Origin of the sequence: Thauera sp. JM12B12 (assembly GCF_039614725.1) — a bacterium.
Classification (GTDB): Bacteria; Pseudomonadota; Gammaproteobacteria; order Burkholderiales; family Rhodocyclaceae; genus Thauera.
Map to the genome: position 1 here is coordinate 86,418 of NZ_CP154859.1, position 15,107 is coordinate 101,524.

11 protein-coding genes are annotated in these 15,107 nt (G+C 68.2%); 3 read left to right on the forward strand and 8 right to left on the reverse strand.

Annotated elements, in window-relative coordinates:
• Positions 1–86: 86 nt before the first annotated feature.
• Positions 87–1,709, forward strand: a complete 1,623-nt coding sequence (locus AAG895_RS00360) for a methyl-accepting chemotaxis protein (protein WP_345793586.1) — start codon at positions 87–89, stop codon at positions 1,707–1,709.
• A gap of 102 nt (positions 1,710–1,811) precedes the next feature.
• Here AAG895_RS00360 and AAG895_RS00365 read toward each other — a convergent pair whose 3' ends face one another.
• Together AAG895_RS00365 and AAG895_RS00370 are read right to left on the reverse strand one after the other, a co-directional pair.
• Complete coding sequence (locus AAG895_RS00365; protein WP_345793587.1) at positions 1,812–3,284, reverse strand: DegQ family serine endoprotease; 1,473 nt, start codon at positions 3,282–3,284, stop codon at positions 1,812–1,814.
• A gap of 146 nt (positions 3,285–3,430) precedes the next feature.
• Positions 3,431–5,536, reverse strand: a complete 2,106-nt coding sequence (locus tag AAG895_RS00370; RefSeq protein WP_345793588.1) for a TonB-dependent receptor — start codon at positions 5,534–5,536, stop codon at positions 3,431–3,433.
• 144 nt (positions 5,537–5,680) lie between these two features.
• Between AAG895_RS00370 and AAG895_RS00375 the strand changes: the two genes are divergently transcribed.
• Together AAG895_RS00375 and AAG895_RS00380 are read left to right on the forward strand one after the other, a co-directional pair.
• Complete coding sequence (locus AAG895_RS00375; protein WP_345793589.1) at positions 5,681–6,607, forward strand: hydrogen peroxide-inducible genes activator; 927 nt, start codon at positions 5,681–5,683, stop codon at positions 6,605–6,607.
• A 123-nt stretch (positions 6,608–6,730) separates the two neighbouring features.
• Positions 6,731–7,201, forward strand: a complete 471-nt coding sequence (locus AAG895_RS00380; protein WP_345793590.1) for a Dps family protein — start codon at positions 6,731–6,733, stop codon at positions 7,199–7,201.
• Between the two features lie 58 nt (positions 7,202–7,259).
• Here AAG895_RS00380 and rquA read toward each other — a convergent pair whose 3' ends face one another.
• The 6 genes from rquA to AAG895_RS00410 form a co-directional block, all read right to left on the reverse strand.
• A complete protein-coding gene (gene rquA, locus AAG895_RS00385) occupies positions 7,260–7,997 on the reverse strand; it encodes a rhodoquinone biosynthesis methyltransferase RquA (RefSeq protein ID WP_345793591.1) in 738 nt (245 codons plus the stop codon).
• 118 nt (positions 7,998–8,115) lie between these two features.
• Positions 8,116–8,721 (reverse strand): cytochrome b/b6 domain-containing protein, encoded by a 606-nt coding sequence (locus AAG895_RS00390; RefSeq protein WP_345793592.1) that lies wholly within the window; start codon positions 8,719–8,721, stop codon positions 8,116–8,118.
• Between the two features lie 18 nt (positions 8,722–8,739).
• Positions 8,740–10,353, reverse strand: coding sequence for a tetrathionate reductase family octaheme c-type cytochrome (locus AAG895_RS00395; protein ID WP_345793593.1), 1,614 nt, complete (start codon positions 10,351–10,353; stop codon positions 8,740–8,742).
• Positions 10,354–10,435: 82 nt separating this feature from the next.
• Positions 10,436–11,584, reverse strand: a complete 1,149-nt coding sequence (locus AAG895_RS00400) for a rhodanese-like domain-containing protein (protein ID WP_345793594.1) — start codon at positions 11,582–11,584, stop codon at positions 10,436–10,438.
• A 74-nt stretch (positions 11,585–11,658) separates the two neighbouring features.
• The gene (locus AAG895_RS00405) at positions 11,659–12,051 is read right to left on the reverse strand and encodes a hypothetical protein (protein ID WP_345793595.1); all 393 of its coding nucleotides are present in this window, start codon (positions 12,049–12,051) and stop codon (positions 11,659–11,661) included.
• A gap of 443 nt (positions 12,052–12,494) precedes the next feature.
• Positions 12,495–15,062, reverse strand: a complete 2,568-nt coding sequence (locus AAG895_RS00410) for a DNA topoisomerase III (protein WP_345793596.1) — start codon at positions 15,060–15,062, stop codon at positions 12,495–12,497.
• Between the last annotated feature and the right edge of the window lie 45 nt (positions 15,063–15,107).

A 15,107-nucleotide genomic window follows, 5' to 3' on the forward strand; every position in this document is an offset into this window, starting at 1 on the left:
AGCCGCGGCGTTTTTGGTCGTAAGCGAGACAGAGGGCGTGTGCGCCAGGGCGCCGCGGAACGCCGTTCAGAACTGCGAGAAGACAAATGATCCGATTTTCCGATACACCGATATGGCTGCGTCTGACCGGCGTGATCTGGCTGATGATGCTCATCGCCTTCGGCAGCATGATCGCCTGGGAAACCCGGGTGAATCGCGACATGGCGATCGACCAGGCGAAGGACTTCGCGGGCACGGTCAATGAGATGACGATGGCTGGCCTCACCGGGATGATGATCACCGGCACGGTCGCCCAGCGCGATGTCTTCCTCGACCAGATCAAGGAGCTCACCGTCGTCCAGGACCTGAAGGTCATCCGCGGCGAGGCGGTCAGCAAGGTGTTCGGCGACGGCGGCGTGGCGACGGTGGGGGGCGATGCGGACGAGCATCTCGCCCTCGCCGAGGGCCGCAGCACGCTGCGTGTCGAGCACAGCGCCGAGCATGGCGAGCATCTGCGCGTGGTCATCCCCTCGCTCGCATCCAGCGACTGGCTCGGCAAGGACTGCATCGCCTGCCACCAGGTGCCGGCGGGAACACCGCTCGGCGCGGTGTCGATGCGCATCTCGCTCGACAAGGCGAACGCCGCGGTGCGCAGCTTCCGCAACGAGAGCATGGTGTTCGCCGCCCTGGTCTCGATTCCGCTGATCGTCTTCATCTACCTTTTCATCAGCCGCTTCGTCACCCGCCCGCTTGCCCAGCTCAACGAGGGCATGGCGCAGATCGCGCAGGGCGGGGGCGACCTCACCCGCCGCCTGCCGGTGCGGGGGGCCGACGAGATCGGACGCACGGCGGGCACCTTCAACGACATGATGGCGACGATCGGCGGCCTGGTGCGTCAGGTCGGCGACTCCGCCTCGGCCGTCACCGGCGCGGCCCACCGCGTCGTCGACAAGGCTGCCGCGGTGGCGGAGAGTTCGCACCGGCAGAACGACAGCTCGGTGAGCGCCGCCAATACGGTCGACGCGATGATGGACAACATCGCGGCGGTGGCCGGGCGCACCGAGGCCGTGCGCACGCGCTCGCACGACAGCCTGCAACGCTCGCAGGAAGGCCAGCGCAGCCTGGAGCGCCTGGTCGGCGAGGTCGGCGAGGCGGAGTCGGCGGTACGCCAGATGGCGGAGGCGGTCACCGCCTTTGTCGACTCCACGCAGGCGATCTCGCGCATGACCAGCGAGGTGCGCGAGATCGCCGAGCAGACCAACCTGCTCGCACTCAACGCCGCGATCGAGGCGGCTCGGGCGGGTGAGCAGGGCCGCGGCTTCGCGGTGGTGGCCGACGAGGTGCGCAAGCTGGCGGAGAAGTCGGCACGCTCGGCGGGCGAGATCGACGAGATCACCCGCGACGTCAGCCGCCGCTCGGGTTCGGTGCGGGGCGCCATCGACGACGGGCTCGGCCACCTCGAGTCGAGTCGCGAGATGGCGGCGGCGGTCATGCAGGTGCTGTCGCAGGCCAACGCGCTGGTGGTCGAGGTCGGCGAGGGCCTGGACCGGATCGCCGACGCGAGCCGCGAACAGCGCACGGCCAGCGAGTCGGTCACGCGCCGCATCGGCGAGATCGCCGGCATGGCGCGCAGCAACAACGATGCCCTCGAGCACACGGTCAGCGCGGCGCGCGAGCTCGGCGAGCTGGCCTCGCGCCTGCAGGATTCGGTGTCGCGCTTCCGCTGCTGAGCCGGGTCCGATGGGTGGCGGCGCGGGTCGGCGCCGCGCGCAACGAGAAGGGCGGCGCCCGACGAAGGCCCCGCCCTTCCTGCATTTCGCCGCCGGCGCTGCTTATTCGATGCGCACCGGAACGAAGATGCGCGCTTCGCCGCGCTGAATGAGGAGTGCGAAGCGCGGGCCGGCGCGCTCGAGCAGGGCGCGCAGTTCGGCGATGCTGGTCACCGGCTGGTTGTTGAACGCGAGGATCACGTCGCCGCGCTGCAGGCCGGCGCGCGCAGCCGCACCGTCGGCGCCCTCGACCACGATGCCGCCGCGCAGATTGAGTTCGGCGGCTTCCTGTGCGGTCAGTGCGCGCGCGCTCAGGCCGAGCTTCTCGCCGATGCGCTCGACCTGGGTCGGCGCGGGCGGGCCGCCGGCGATCGTCTCGTTGCGCAATTCGTCGAGGGTGGCGGTGACGTCGCGGCTGCGGCCCTCGCGCCAGACCTCGAGCTTCACGCGCGTGCCCGGGCGCTTCTCGCCGATCACGCGCGGCAGCTCGGCCGAGTCGTTGATGCGCCGGCCGTCGACGCTGAGCACGACGTCGCCCGCCTGCAGGCCGGCCTTGTCGGCCGCGCTGCCCGGCTCCACGCTCGCCACCAGCGCGCCACGCGCGTCCGGGAGGCCGAAGGACTGCGCGAGGTCCTTGTCGACGCCCTGGATGGCGATGCCCAGCCGGCCGCGCTGCACGCGGCCATGTTCGACGAGCTGGTCCTTGATGTTCATCGCGACGTCGATCGGGATCGCGAACGAGATCCCCATGAAGCCGCCCGAGCGCGAGTAGATCTGCGAGTTGATGCCGATGACCTCGCCGGCGAGGTTGAACAGCGGTCCGCCCGAGTTGCCCGGGTTGATCGCGACGTCGGTCTGGATGAAGGGCACGTAGGTCTCGTCCGGCAGGCGGCGCGCCTTGGCCGAGATGATGCCGGCGGTGACGGTGTTGTCGAAGCCGAAGGGCGAGCCCATCGCCACCACCCATTCGCCGACGCGGGCGCTGTCGGCATTGCCGATCTTCACCGCCGGCAGGCCCTTGGCGTCGAGCTTGAGCAGGGCGACGTCGGTGCGGCGATCGATGCCGACCACGGTGGCCTTGAATTCGCGCTTGTCGATCAGGGTGACGGTCACTTCGGACAAGCCCGCATCCCCGTCCTCGCCGGCCACGACGTGGGCATTGGTGAGCACGTAGCCGTCCGGGCTGACGATGAAGCCCGAGCCGATGCCCTGGCGCGCGCGCGGGCCCATGCCCGGCTGGCCGGGGAAGCCCGGCATCGGTACGCCGAAGCGGCGCAGGAAGTCGTAGAACGGATCGTTGGCGAAGGGGTTCTCGCCCGCCGTGCCCTGCGCGGCGCGCTGCACCACCCGGATGTTGACCACGGCCGGGCCGACCTGCTCGACGAGGTCGCCGAAGTCGGGCAGGCCGTAGCGGTTCGGTGACACCATGGAGGCGGCCGGCGCGGCCTGGGCATGTGCGGACGGGACGAGCGCCGTGCCGGGTAGCGCGGCGACGATGGAGAGGGCGAGCGTGGTCGCGAGTAGGTGCTTGCGCATGGTCGATTCCGTGGTTGGTTCAATGCCGACGACGGGCAGTGGACGCCGATTCGTTTCGTCTGTTCCCTTGTTCACAACTGTTTGCAAGTTTGGGGCGTGCCCGACGCTGATCAAGTGTCGGGCCGGCATCTCCGGCGCGCGCGGGCTCAGAACGGCAGGTCCACGGTCAGGAAGACCTGGCGCCCAGTCCTGTTGGGTGTGCGCCCGCGGTGCTGGGGCATGGCCTGCAATGGCTTGTGGGCGAGCTCCTGGTGGTCGCCGAGCAGGTTGATGGCGGTCAGGCGCATGTCGACCACCTGGCTGCCTGCGTGCAGGCGGCGGCCAAGGCTCCAGTCGAGGCTGGTGTAGGCGGGAACGGTGTGGCGCAGGCCCGGCACGTAGCCGGTGCCCGCCTCCAGCGGCCCCATTCGCAGCAGGCTCAGGGTCGACTGCCAGGCACCGATGTCCTGCAGCCAGGTCAGCGTGGCGGCGTGCGGCGCCACGCTGCGCCGCACTGCCGGCGCGTCTGCGCGGCGGTCGATGAGGGTGTGGCTGAACAGCAGCGTGGTCCCCGCGCGCGGCTCGAGGCTGAGCTGGTACTCGAGGCCGGTGAGGCGGATCGTGCCGGGCATGTTTGCCCACTGCGTGGCGCCCATGACCTCATGGATCAGGTAGGGCCGCTCGCCCTCGAATGCCTGCAGCGTCGCGCTGCGCTCGAAGGGCGCGGTAAGTGCGATCGGGGTGCGCCGGATGTAGTCGCGGATACGCTCGTCGAACACGCGAACGTCGAGCAGGCCGCCCCAGGGCGTCGCGCCGAGGTAGCCGATCTCCCAGGCGTCGATCTGCTGCGGGCGGAGGCTCGCATTCGGGGTGTGGCGCTGATTGACCACGCCGAGGCCGTCGACCGACACGCGTACGTTGGCCCAGCGCTCGTAGAGGGTGGGCTGGCGCCAGGCGCGGGAATAGCCGATGCGCCAGGTCATGTCGTCGCGGGGCTGCCAGTTCAGGAAGACGCGCGGAGCGAAGCGCAGGCGGTCGTGCTCGAGGTGCTCGGCCATGGCACCGACGTTCCACAGCCAGCTGGGCGCGCTGCGCCACTCGGCGTTGCTGAACAGCCGCCACTCATGTTGCGAGGGCCGGCGGCCGTCCTGGAACAGGAAGTCGGATTCGATACGGTCGTAGCGCCACTCGCTGCCCCACAGCACGCGCAGGCCTTCGGCCGCGGTGAAGCGGTGCTGGAGCGCGATGTTGTCGCGCAGGCTGCTGCGGTTGTTGTTCACGTCGCCGAACAGCCGTGGGCTGGCGAGCAGCCTGGCGCACAAGGGGCCGATCCCGGGGGCGCCGGGGGAACAGTTCGCCTGCGAGTCTACCCGCCAGGCATCGGTGGTGTGCTCGCGGTTGCGGTACCAGGATAGCGACCATTCTTCGTCCGCGGAGGGGACGTGGCGCCATGCGATGTGAACGCTGTGGTCGCGCTGCTCGAGATCGCGCTCGCCGCTGCCGTCGAAGAGGGTGTCCGGATAGCCCTCGCCGAGCCGGCCCTCGGTGTAGCCGGCGGCGAATTCGATTGCATCGGTGGCGCCGAGATCGACGTCGCCGCGCAGGCCGACACGGCGCAGGTGCTGGTCGTCGCGCAGGCCTGGCCAGCCGTCATCGCGCTGCTCCTGTACGCTCAGGCGCAGGCCCAGCACGCCCGCATGGACGAGCGTGCGCGCCTCCAGGTCTGCAATTCCGGCGCTGCCGATCCGCGTCCGCAGCGAACTGCCGGTTTCCGCGGCGGTGTGGCGGGTGACGATGTTGACCACGCCGAGAAAGGCGTTCGAGCCGTAGCTTGCCGAGTTCGAACCGCGGACGATCTCGATGCGCTCGATGTCGGCGAGCGTCACCGGCAGCGCGCTCCAGTTGGCGCCGCCGGAGTAGTGCGGCGAATAGACCGAGCGTCCGTCCACCAGCACCTGCATCTGGTTGGGATAGTCGGCGCCGAGCCCGTGGTAGGTGACCCACTGCTGGTGGCCCCGCTCCTGCGCGACCTGCATGCCCGGCACCAGGCGGAACAGGCGGGCGAGGTGGCGATAGCCGCTTGCAGCGATAAGGTCGGCGTCGATCACCGTGACCGCGCCCGGCGTGTCCTGCAAGGGCTGCGGCAGTCGCGAGGCGCTGAGCACGACCGGCAGGGGCTGGAAGAAACGGTCTTCGGCCCGCAGCGGCAGCGCGAGGCAGAGCGCCATCAGGGCAATGAGCGGCGTGAGGCGTTGGCGTGCGGGGAGCGTCATCGATGCGAAGGAGGGGACCCGTGCGAGTGCCGAAGTATACCGACGCGCCGCCGGACCGGCGCTGAGCACCGGTCCGGCGTAAGAGGTAATATTCCAGCGTCGCTGCCCGGTTCGGGTGCCCGGAACGAGTTCTCCACTTTCGTCATGACACTTACCGACCTGCGCTATCTCGTCGCCCTCGCCCACGAGCGGCACTTCGGCCGCGCAGCCGAAAAATGCCACGTCTCCCAGCCCACGCTCTCGGTCGCGGTGAAGAAGGTCGAGGAGGAGCTCGGCATCCAGCTCTTCGAGCGCAGCGCCTCCGAGGTCAAGATCACCGAGACCGGACGACGCATCGTGGCCCAGGCCGAGAAGGTGCTGATGGAGGCTGGCCAGATCCAGGAAATCGCCGCCGCCGGCAAGGACCCGCTTGCCGGCCCGCTGCGCGTGGGCGTGATCTACACCATCGGGCCCTACCTGCTGCCGCGCCTCATCCCGCGCGTGCACCAGCTCGCGCCCAGGATGCCGTTGATCATCCAGGAGAACTTCACCGCCCGCCTGGCCGAGTCGCTCAAGCGTGGCGAGCTCGACGTCATCGTCATCAGCCTGCCCTTCGAGGAGGCTGGCGTCGTCGCCCAGCCGGTGTATGACGAGCCCTTCCGCGTGCTGCTGCCGGCCGATCACCCGTGGACGGCCGAGCAGGCGATCGCCGCCGAGCACCTCGCCGATGATCAGCTGCTCCTGCTGGGCGCCGGCAACTGCTTCCGCGAGCAGGTACTCGAGGTGTGCCCGAGCTGCCGCAACATCGGCGGGCTGCAACGCACGCTCGAGGGCAGCTCGCTCGAGACCATCCGTCACATGGTCGCCACCGGGCTCGGCGTCACCGTGCTGCCGAGTTCGGCGGCCGACGAGCTGTCGAACCAGAATCAGCTCGTTGCGGTTCGCCCGTTCTCCGCGCCCGAACCCTCGCGCCGCGTGGCGCTCGCCTGGCGGGTCACCTATCCGCGCAGCGGGGCGATCGACGTGCTGCGGACGGCGATCCTCGACAGCGCCCTGCCCGGCGTGAGGCCGGTCGGACGCGGGCGTCCGTGATAGCCCTGCCGGATCAAGGGAATTCCATCGATCAATTGGATCAATCGTCGAAATTTGTCTAGCATGTGACTGCAGCCGGCGTCGAAAGGCGCCCAACGAATTGCTTCCACAAGGAGAGTCGGCATGGATATCGATATCGGCATCAACAAGAAGGATCGCGCGAAGATCGCGGAAGGCCTGTCCCGCCTGCTGGCCGACAGCTATACGCTGTACCTCACCACGCACAACTTCCACTGGAACGTCACCGGTCCGATGTTCAACACCCTGCACACGATGTTCGAGACCCAGTACAACGAACTCGCGCTGGCGGTGGATGAGATCGCGGAGCGTATCCGCGCGCTCGGCTTCCCGGCTCCGGGTACCTACAAGGAATTCCAGAAGCTCACCAGCATGAGCGAGCCGGAGGGCGTGCCGAACGCCCAGGAGATGATCCGCCTCCTGGTCCAGGGCCAGGAAGCGGTGGTCAAGACCGCGCGCAGCATCGCGCCGATCGCCGACAAGGCGAGCGACGAGCCTACGCTGGATCTGCTGACGCAGCGCATGCAGGTGCACGAGAAGACGGCCTGGATGCTGCGCAGCCTGCTCGAGGCCTGAGCGCGCGCCCTGGGGCGACCAACGAGAAACGGACCTGCGGGTCCGTTTTTCGTTTGGGTCAGAGCTGGATCACCAGCGTCTGGTAGAGCCCGCCGAACGCGGTGCGCTTGGCGATCGCGCCGCGATCGAGCCCTGGCGGCAGGTAGTCGGCGATCTCGTGCCGCCACAGGTCGAGCGCGAAAGGCTCGAGCGTACGCAGGACCGCATGCATCGGCAGCCGCAGCGGGTGCCAGCGCCGCGGCCGGTGGTAGTCGACGATCACCACCTTGCCGCCCGGACGCGTGACGCGCAGGGCTTCGGCCAGTGTGGCCCGGCGCACCGCCTCGGGCTGCTCGTGAAGAAGGAAGAACAGCAGGCTCGCATCGACGCTCGCGGTGGGGAAGTCGAGCGCGCTCGAATCCTGGCGGTGCAGCCGCACGGGGGAGTTCGTGCCGAGCTTGCGGCGCAGGTTGGCGAGCTGGATCGGGGCGACGTCGACGACGTCGAGCCGGCCCTTGCCGTGGAGGCGGGCGGCGATGCGCTGGGTGAAGTCGCCATACACGCAGGCGATCTGCAGCACGTGCTGCTCGATGCGCTCGCCGAACTCGTCGAGCGCCGCGTCGCGCAGGCGCCTGAAGTTGCCCCACAGGATGAGGTTCACCAGCCATTCGCGCTCGAACACGCGCACGGCCTTGGGATGCAGGTAGGCCCACCAGTAGATCTTCTGCAGATAGGCGGGAATGCCGGGTGCGGACAGCCCCGCCGGCGTGGCAGGGTCGCCGAAGGCGGGGGCGATGGCTTCGGAGCGGTCGTTCATCGGGGTCGGGGGTGTTGCGGCGGGCCCGGCCGGGCGCCCGCCGCGTTGTCGTTGTCGAGGGGTGTCGAATGAGGAAGGCGCGACCGCTGCCGGTCAAGCGACCGCGCCGGGCGGCGCCTCAGCGGGCGGGTTCGTCGTCGACCTCTTCCCAGCCGGTGATCATCGCCTTGAGGTGGGCGCCCACCGTGTGGCCGGTGGTGATCAGGTAGACGTGGGCGATCAGGAACAACAGCATCATGAAGGCGCCGGCGTTGTGCAGCAAGGCGATGGTGCCGAGGTCGGCGGCGAAGCCTGCGGCCACGAGCTCGTTGTAGAACAGGTAGGCCAGGCCCGAGAGCCAGATCAGCGGGTTGATCAGGACTTTCACCGCCAGGTAGGCCTGCGCCTGCATCGGGTTGTGCTTGCGCGCGCGGGTGACCTTGAAGGGATGCGGTTCGCCCTGGAAGATCCCCCACGCATAGTGACGGATCACCTTGTCGATGTTGCGGAAGGTCGGGACGTACTGGCGCCATTCACCGGTGGTGAAGTGCCAGAAGATCGCGAACACCCACAAGGTGATCAGTGCCCAGGCGGCGGTGGTGTGCACCGTGTGGGCGCCTTCGAAACCGAGCAGGGTGTAGCTGCCGTGGATCTCGAAGCCGGTGATGAGCAGGCCGATGATCAGCAGCGCCTGCGCCCAGTGCCAGAAGCGCTCGAAGCGGGCAAAGATGTAGATGCGTGCCATGACGTTCTCCCCTTCGGTTCAGTGCTTGCGGCGCAGGATGCGGATCAGCCCGTGCACCAGCACGCCGGCCAGCACCGCGGCGGCGGCCAGCCAGCCCAGGGTGTTCAGCCGCGGGTTGCGGTCGCGTCCGGGAATGTAGATGCCCTCGATGGCCTCGAGGCGCCCGCCGCGGGCATGGCATTCGTTGCAGCCCACTGCGTTCTCCTTGGGCGCCACCATGTGCGTGATCGGCCACGACATCTCGGTGTCGATGAAGTCGTATCTGCCCGAGAACGGTGCGCCCGATGCCTCCATGCCGCTGGCGATCGCCTTCTCCCAGCCGAAGTTCTTCCAGTACGCGGTGTCGTCGTTGCCCGCGGTGTGCGGGGTGACCAGGGTCTGGTTCCCGGCGTCGTAGGGCTGGCGGCCGCGGAACACCTTCATCGGCCAGATCAGCGAGCGGCCGTCGTCGGCGCTGCCGCCCAGCGTGTTGATCCGGGTCACGCCCTGGCTCTTGTCCACCTTGTCGCCGAGCAGGGTGTAGGTGACGTCGCCGTTGAACCAGCGGTACTCGGGCACGACGTTCTCGCCGAGGACGAAGTCGCCCTTCTTCGAGTCGTAGATCACGTGGCCCTTGTCGTCCTTCACCACCATCGGCTTGCCGTTGGCATCCATCCGGCCGGCGGTCGACCAGTCCCAGCGCATCTTCGTCGCCACACCACCGCGCGCGATGGTGGGGATGTGGCAGGTCTGGCAGGCCACGACGTCGGTGTGATCGTTGAGCTTGGCGACGTGCTCGCCCTTCTTGTGCGGTGCCTGGCCGTGGCAGCTCTGGCACGTCGCCGGCGAGGACGTGTCGTCCTTGCCCGGGATGTGCGCGTCGCCGGTGTCCTTGGCGACCGGGTTGTAGCGGCTGCCCGGCACGTCGTGGCTGGACGTCTTGTGGCAGGTGGCGCAGGTGAAATCGAGCCCGGTGGCGTCCATGTGGACATCGACCTCGCGATCCGGCGCGGCCAGCGACGAGTCCATGTCGCCATGCTTGACGCCGTCGCCGCCGCCGCCGAAGAAGTGGCAGGCGCCACAGGTGTCGCGGCTGCTCTTGCCGATGCTTTGGGCGATCCGCGTCAGGTCGGGCGCCTTGGCAATGCGGCCCGATCCGGGAGGATTCTCGATGTCCTTGTAGGTCGGGTGGCCGGCCAGGCCCGGCAGCTTGCGATAGCTGCCGGTGGTGTCGTGGCAGACCAGGCAGTCGACGTTCTCCTGCGCGCCGAAGTCGAAGTTGTTGTCCTTCCAGCCGTAGCCGACGTGGCAGCTGCTGCAGAAGGCGTAGTTCGACGGCACCGAGATGCAGAAGTTGTTGATGACGTTCTTCTTGCCCAGGCGCTGCTCGGTCGTGGGGTTGAGGAACTCCCAGGTCCAGTGCTTGGTGCGATGCACCTGGCTGGCCGCCTCCGTGTGGCAGGACAGACAGGCCCTGGTGACCTCGGGGCCGGAGGCGAAGCTCTGCTGGAGCGCCTTGAACTTGCTGTGGTCGGCGGTGCTCGCGCCCTTGGCGTGGGCCGCGGGCGTGCCGGGCAGCGGTGCCCCGACGCACAACAGTGCGAGCAGGGCGGCGAACATCGCGCGGCGCCCTGCGGGGGCGATAACTGGCATGCGATTCATGTCCTCGTTCTCCCGGTAAGTTCCGGTGGAGGCCCGTGCGACGGGATCGCGAGCGGGCCTTGGCCGGTTGCGCTCACTTCTCGGTGATGGTGTAGCTGCCGTCGGACTTCCACTTGATGTCGGCATTGACGAAGTAGGTCACGAGCGCCGGCTTGTAGAGCTTGGCCATGTCGTGGGCCTCGCCGCTGCGCCCGCCCGCGCCGCAGAAGAAGACGATCGGCTTGTCGATGGGCAGCGCGTCGATGCGGTCCTCGAGCTTGCTCACGGGCTCGTTGATTGCGCCAGGGAAGGAGCCTGTGGCGAATTCGTTCGGATCGCGCACGTCGATCAGGTGCACGCTGCCGGGCGCTTCCTTGAGGATCGTCTCCAGCGAGGCTACGGCGATCGAGCCGCTTTCCTTGCCGGCCCCGATCGACGGCGCCGTCGGGGCCGCTGCGGCGTGCGCGCCCTCGCCCGCGCCATACAGGCGCACCCACTCGGGATAGCCTTCGGGCACGACCTTGACGTTGGTGTAGCCCAGCTTCACCGCGCGTGCGGCCGAATCCGAGCTCAGCTTGCAGCTGAGCCCCTCGCAATAGAAGTAGAGCGGGCTTGCCTTGTCGGCCGGCAGGCGGTCGACGAGCTTGTCGAACTGGCTGTCGGGCAGGCTGATCGCACCCGGGATGTGGCCCTTGTCGTACTTGCGCTCCTTCGGCCGCGAGTCGATCAGGGTCATCGGCGCGCCTTCGTCCATCAGCTTCTTCAGGTAGGGCACCGAGATCGCGCCGATGTGGCCACTGGCAAGCCAGTCGGGATAGCCGGCGGGGTAGACGCGGACCTGGGTGTAGCCGAGCTTCTCGGCCTTGAATGCGGACTTGTGGCTGAGCATGCACTCGACGCCGTCGCAGTAGAAGATCAACAGCGTGTTCTTGTCCTGCGGCAGCCTGTCGATGTGCTTGTCGAACTGGGTGTCCGGGATGTTGATCGCGGTGGGAATGTGGCCCGGGTCGTATTTGCGCGTGCTTGGACGCGCGTCGATGATCAGCACGCCCTCGGGCTTGGGCAGCACCGCGTGCTGGGCGACGAAGGCCGCATCGACCAGGGTGTGGTACCAGTCGGCCCTGGCGACTTCGGCGGCGTTCTCGGTGGCCTTCTCGGCGGCCGCAGCATCCGTTGCGAGCGGCCCGGCCTGGATGAGCGCCAGCGCGGCCACGACGGCGCTGGCGAGTAGATGCTTCTTCATGTGACTTGCCCCTTCTTGATCGTCTTCTTGTCATCTGCTGCGGCGGTGGCCGTCGGCTCCGCCGTTCGAATTCTTCAGCTGCAGCTCGCCGGCGCGTCGCCGTCCTTCGCGCCCTTGATCACGAAGGCCTTCACATCCTCGAGCAGCTCGGCGTCCGGCACGTCGGCGAACTTGTCCGCGGCCTTGTTCTGGGCGCGGATGCTGGCGCGGTAGTCCTTGCCGACGTACTGGCTCAGCGTGTCCTTGCCCTGGGCATGCTTGTCCGCCTCGACGTAGGCCTTCCATTCGGCGATGGTCATCGTGCTGGGGGCGATCGAGCCGCCCGTCTGCGCCGCATGGCAGGCGGTGCACACGCTGCGGTAGTAGATCCGGCCGCGTTTCCAGTCGGCGTCGTAGGCCTGGGCGAGGGCGGAGAACCCGAGCAGGCCGGCGGCCAGTGCAGCCAGGGTGAGTGTGTGTGCCTTCATGTCGATACCCCTCTTGCGATGAATCGGTCCACTGCACTCGCAGGGATTCGGGGGCTCCGAACCGGTGCATTTCCACGTTTCGGTGTGTGCGAATATGCGAATACTTTGGAGACCATGCTAGCAGAGGGGTATTGCTCGCGTGCCGGCGAAATCTGATGCAGATCAAAGGATCTGCAAACTTTTCGTCCGCCAGGACAGATCAATAAGAAGCTGCTATTCGAGGATCGAGACGGGCTATCGGCGAGCGTGCCTTGCGCCGCGAGCGGATTGGGCCTGAGGGGTCCAAGACCGGGCCCGGGGCAGTGTCGCTCGGGCGCGCAGGGCCGCGCTCAGCCGCGGGGGCGGCGCAGGCGTGGGGGCGGCGCAGGCGTGGGAAGGGCATGCGCGTGAGGGTGAGCGCCGTCGGGGGCGCAGCCGCGGTCATGCCCCCGTCGGCGGGGCGCTCAGCCGGTCTTCTTGCGTGATGCGGTGCGTTTCTGCGCGGGGGCCTCGCCCTCCTGCGCGGCCGCGACTGCGGTCTTGGCACCCGCCTTCGGCGCCTTGGCCTCGAACTCGAAGCCGACCTTCCCGTCCTTGCCGCGCACCAGGAAGGCGGAAAACTTGCGCCGCGTGCGTGCCGACACGAAGCCCTTGAGCAAGTCGGTCTTGCCCTCGGTCAGCAGCTTGGCCATCTGCTCGCGCTCGATCGGCTGCTGCAGGATGACCTTGCCGGAGCGGAAATCGCAGCTCTTGCCCGGGCCGACGGACTTCTCGCACACATAGGCCATGCCGTGCTCGAACACGCGGCTGGCGCATTTGGGGCAGGCACCGATGCTCTCTTGCGCGGAGAAATCCACCGCCTCGGCTTCCTCGCCTTCCTTGGGCTGGCCGAAGTCGAAAGTGGGCTGCTTGTCCTCGTTCAACACGATGTCGGCGTTGAACAGACGCCCCATCTTGTTGCGGAAGCCGAGCAGCGGCCCGACCTTGCCCTCGCGCAGCAGGGTCTCGATCTCGTCGTACTCGAACTGGCGGCCGGCGACGATCTTCCAGGTGCTCCAGTCGCAGGCCTGGCAGGCGAACTTCTTGTAGTTCTCCTTCACCACGCCGCCGCACTTCGGGCACGGCGTCTGCAGGGTGACGAACTCGCCGGGCACGGTGTCGGACTCGTAGCGCTTGGCGCGCTCGACGACCTCGCGCGTCATCTCGGCGATCTCGTTCATGAAGGCTTCGCGGCTGAGCTTGCCGTGCTCCATCTGCGCGAGCTTGTATTCCCAGCCGCCGGTCAGTTCCGGCGAGGTCAGCGCGGTGACGCCCAGGCCCTTCAGCAGCGTGATCAGCGAGAAGGCCTTCGCGCTCGGGATCAGCTCGCGGCCCTCGCGGTGGATGTACTGCTCGCTGATCAGGCCTTCGATGATCTGCGCGCGTGTCGCCGGGGTGCCGAGGCCGCGCTCGGCCATCGCCGCGCGCAGCTCCTCGTCGTCGACCATCTTGCCGGCGCCTTCCATGGCGGAGAGCAGCGTGGCTTCGTTGAAGCGCGCCGGCGGCTTGGTCTGCAGCGCCTTCACCGCGATGTCCTCGGTGGACACCGTCTCGCCCTGCTTCACCGCCACCAGCTGCGGGCCGCCGCCTTCCTTGGCGTCCCCAGGCTTTCCATCCTTCTCGTCGCTGGCCGCTTCCTTGCCGTACACCGCCAGCCAGCCCGGATTCACCAGCACCTTGCCCTCGGTCTTGAAGGCCTCGCCCTCGACGCGGGTGACGCGGGTGGTGATCTGGTACTCGGCCGCCGGGTAGAACACCGCCAGGAAGCGCTTGGTGACCAGGTCGTAGATCTTCCATTCGGCGTCCGACAGGCTCTTCGGCAGCGCCCCGGTGGGGATGATGGCGAAGTGGTCGGAGATCTTGGCGTTGTTGAAGATGCGCTTGTTGGGCTTCACCCAGCCCTGCTTGGCGATCTCGTTGGCGAAGGGTGCGTACTGGTCGGGCAGGGTGCGCATGACCTCGCTCACCGTGCCGAGGTAGTCCTCGGGCAGCGCGCGCGCGTCGGTACGCGGGTAGGTCAGCACCTTGTGCTTCTCGTAAAGCGCCTGCGCCAGCTGCAGGGTGACGCGGGCGGAGAAGCCGAAGCGGCCGTTGGCTTCGCGCTGCAGGCTGGTGAGGTCGAACAGCAGCGGCGACAGCTGGGTGGAGGGCTTGGCTTCCTCGCTGACGACGCCCGGCTTGCCCGCGCACTTGGCGCGGATGGCCTCGGCCTGGGCCTTGTCCCACAGGCGGAAGGCGGTGGCGTGCTCGTCGCCCTCGGGGCGCTTGAACTTCTCGTCGAACCAGCGCCCCGGGTACTCGCCGGCGGCGCAGCCGAAACGCGCCTCGAGCTCCCAGTAGTCGCGCGACTTGAACTTGCGGATCTTGTCCTCGCGCTCGACCACCATCGCCAGCGTCGGCGTCTGCACGCGGCCCACCGTGGTGAGGTGGAAGCCGCCGGTCTTGGAGTTGAACGCGGTCATCGCGCGCGTGCCGTTGATGCCGATCAGCCAGTCTGATTCGGCGCGGCAGATCGCCGCGTTGCGCAGGCCCTCGACCTCCTGCGCGGCGCGCAGGTGGGCGAAGCCGTCGCGGATCGCCTGCGCGGTCATCGACTGCAGCCACAGGCGCTGCATCGGCTTCTTGCTGCCGGCGTGCTGGGCGATGAAGTTGAAGATCAGCTCGCCTTCGCGGCCCGCGTCACAGGCGTTGATGAGGCCGGTGACGTCCTTGCGCTTGATCAGCCGGGTGAGCAGCTTGAGCCGGTCCTCGGTCTTCTCGATCGGCCTGACCGCGAAGTGGGGCGGGATCACCGGCAGGTGGGCGAAGGTCCATTTGCCGCGCTTGACCTCGAATTCCTCGGGCACGGCGAGCTCGAGAAGGTGGCCGACGGCCGACGACAGCACATAGTCGTCGGACTCGAAGTAGTCCTTCTCCTTGGTGAAGCCGCCCAGCGCACGGGCGATGTCCTGCGCGACGGAAGGCTTTTCCGCGATGATCAGTTGCTTGCTCATGCTCGGGCTGTAGACGGCATTCGCGCCGATGGCGGCGCGGGGGTT

What these genes read in the sequence shown, in the direction of transcription:
- AAG895_RS00360 (WP_345793586.1), top strand. Translation starts at nt 87, where the DNA reads ATGATCCGATTTTCCGATACACCGATATGGCTGCGTCTGACCGGCGTG.
- AAG895_RS00365 (WP_345793587.1), bottom strand. Translation starts at nt 3,284, where the DNA reads ATGCGCAAGCACCTACTCGCGACCACGCTCGCCCTCTCCATCGTCGCC.
- AAG895_RS00370 (WP_345793588.1), bottom strand. Translation starts at nt 5,536, where the DNA reads ATGACGCTCCCCGCACGCCAACGCCTCACGCCGCTCATTGCCCTGATG.
- AAG895_RS00375 (WP_345793589.1), top strand. Translation starts at nt 5,681, where the DNA reads ATGACACTTACCGACCTGCGCTATCTCGTCGCCCTCGCCCACGAGCGG.
- AAG895_RS00380 (WP_345793590.1), top strand. Translation starts at nt 6,731, where the DNA reads ATGGATATCGATATCGGCATCAACAAGAAGGATCGCGCGAAGATCGCG.
- rquA (WP_345793591.1), bottom strand. Translation starts at nt 7,997, where the DNA reads ATGAACGACCGCTCCGAAGCCATCGCCCCCGCCTTCGGCGACCCTGCC.
- AAG895_RS00390 (WP_345793592.1), bottom strand. Translation starts at nt 8,721, where the DNA reads ATGGCACGCATCTACATCTTTGCCCGCTTCGAGCGCTTCTGGCACTGG.
- AAG895_RS00395 (WP_345793593.1), bottom strand. Translation starts at nt 10,353, where the DNA reads ATGCCAGTTATCGCCCCCGCAGGGCGCCGCGCGATGTTCGCCGCCCTG.
- AAG895_RS00400 (WP_345793594.1), bottom strand. Translation starts at nt 11,584, where the DNA reads ATGAAGAAGCATCTACTCGCCAGCGCCGTCGTGGCCGCGCTGGCGCTC.
- AAG895_RS00405 (WP_345793595.1), bottom strand. Translation starts at nt 12,051, where the DNA reads ATGAAGGCACACACACTCACCCTGGCTGCACTGGCCGCCGGCCTGCTC.
- AAG895_RS00410 (WP_345793596.1), bottom strand. Translation starts at nt 15,062, where the DNA reads ATGAGCAAGCAACTGATCATCGCGGAAAAGCCTTCCGTCGCGCAGGAC.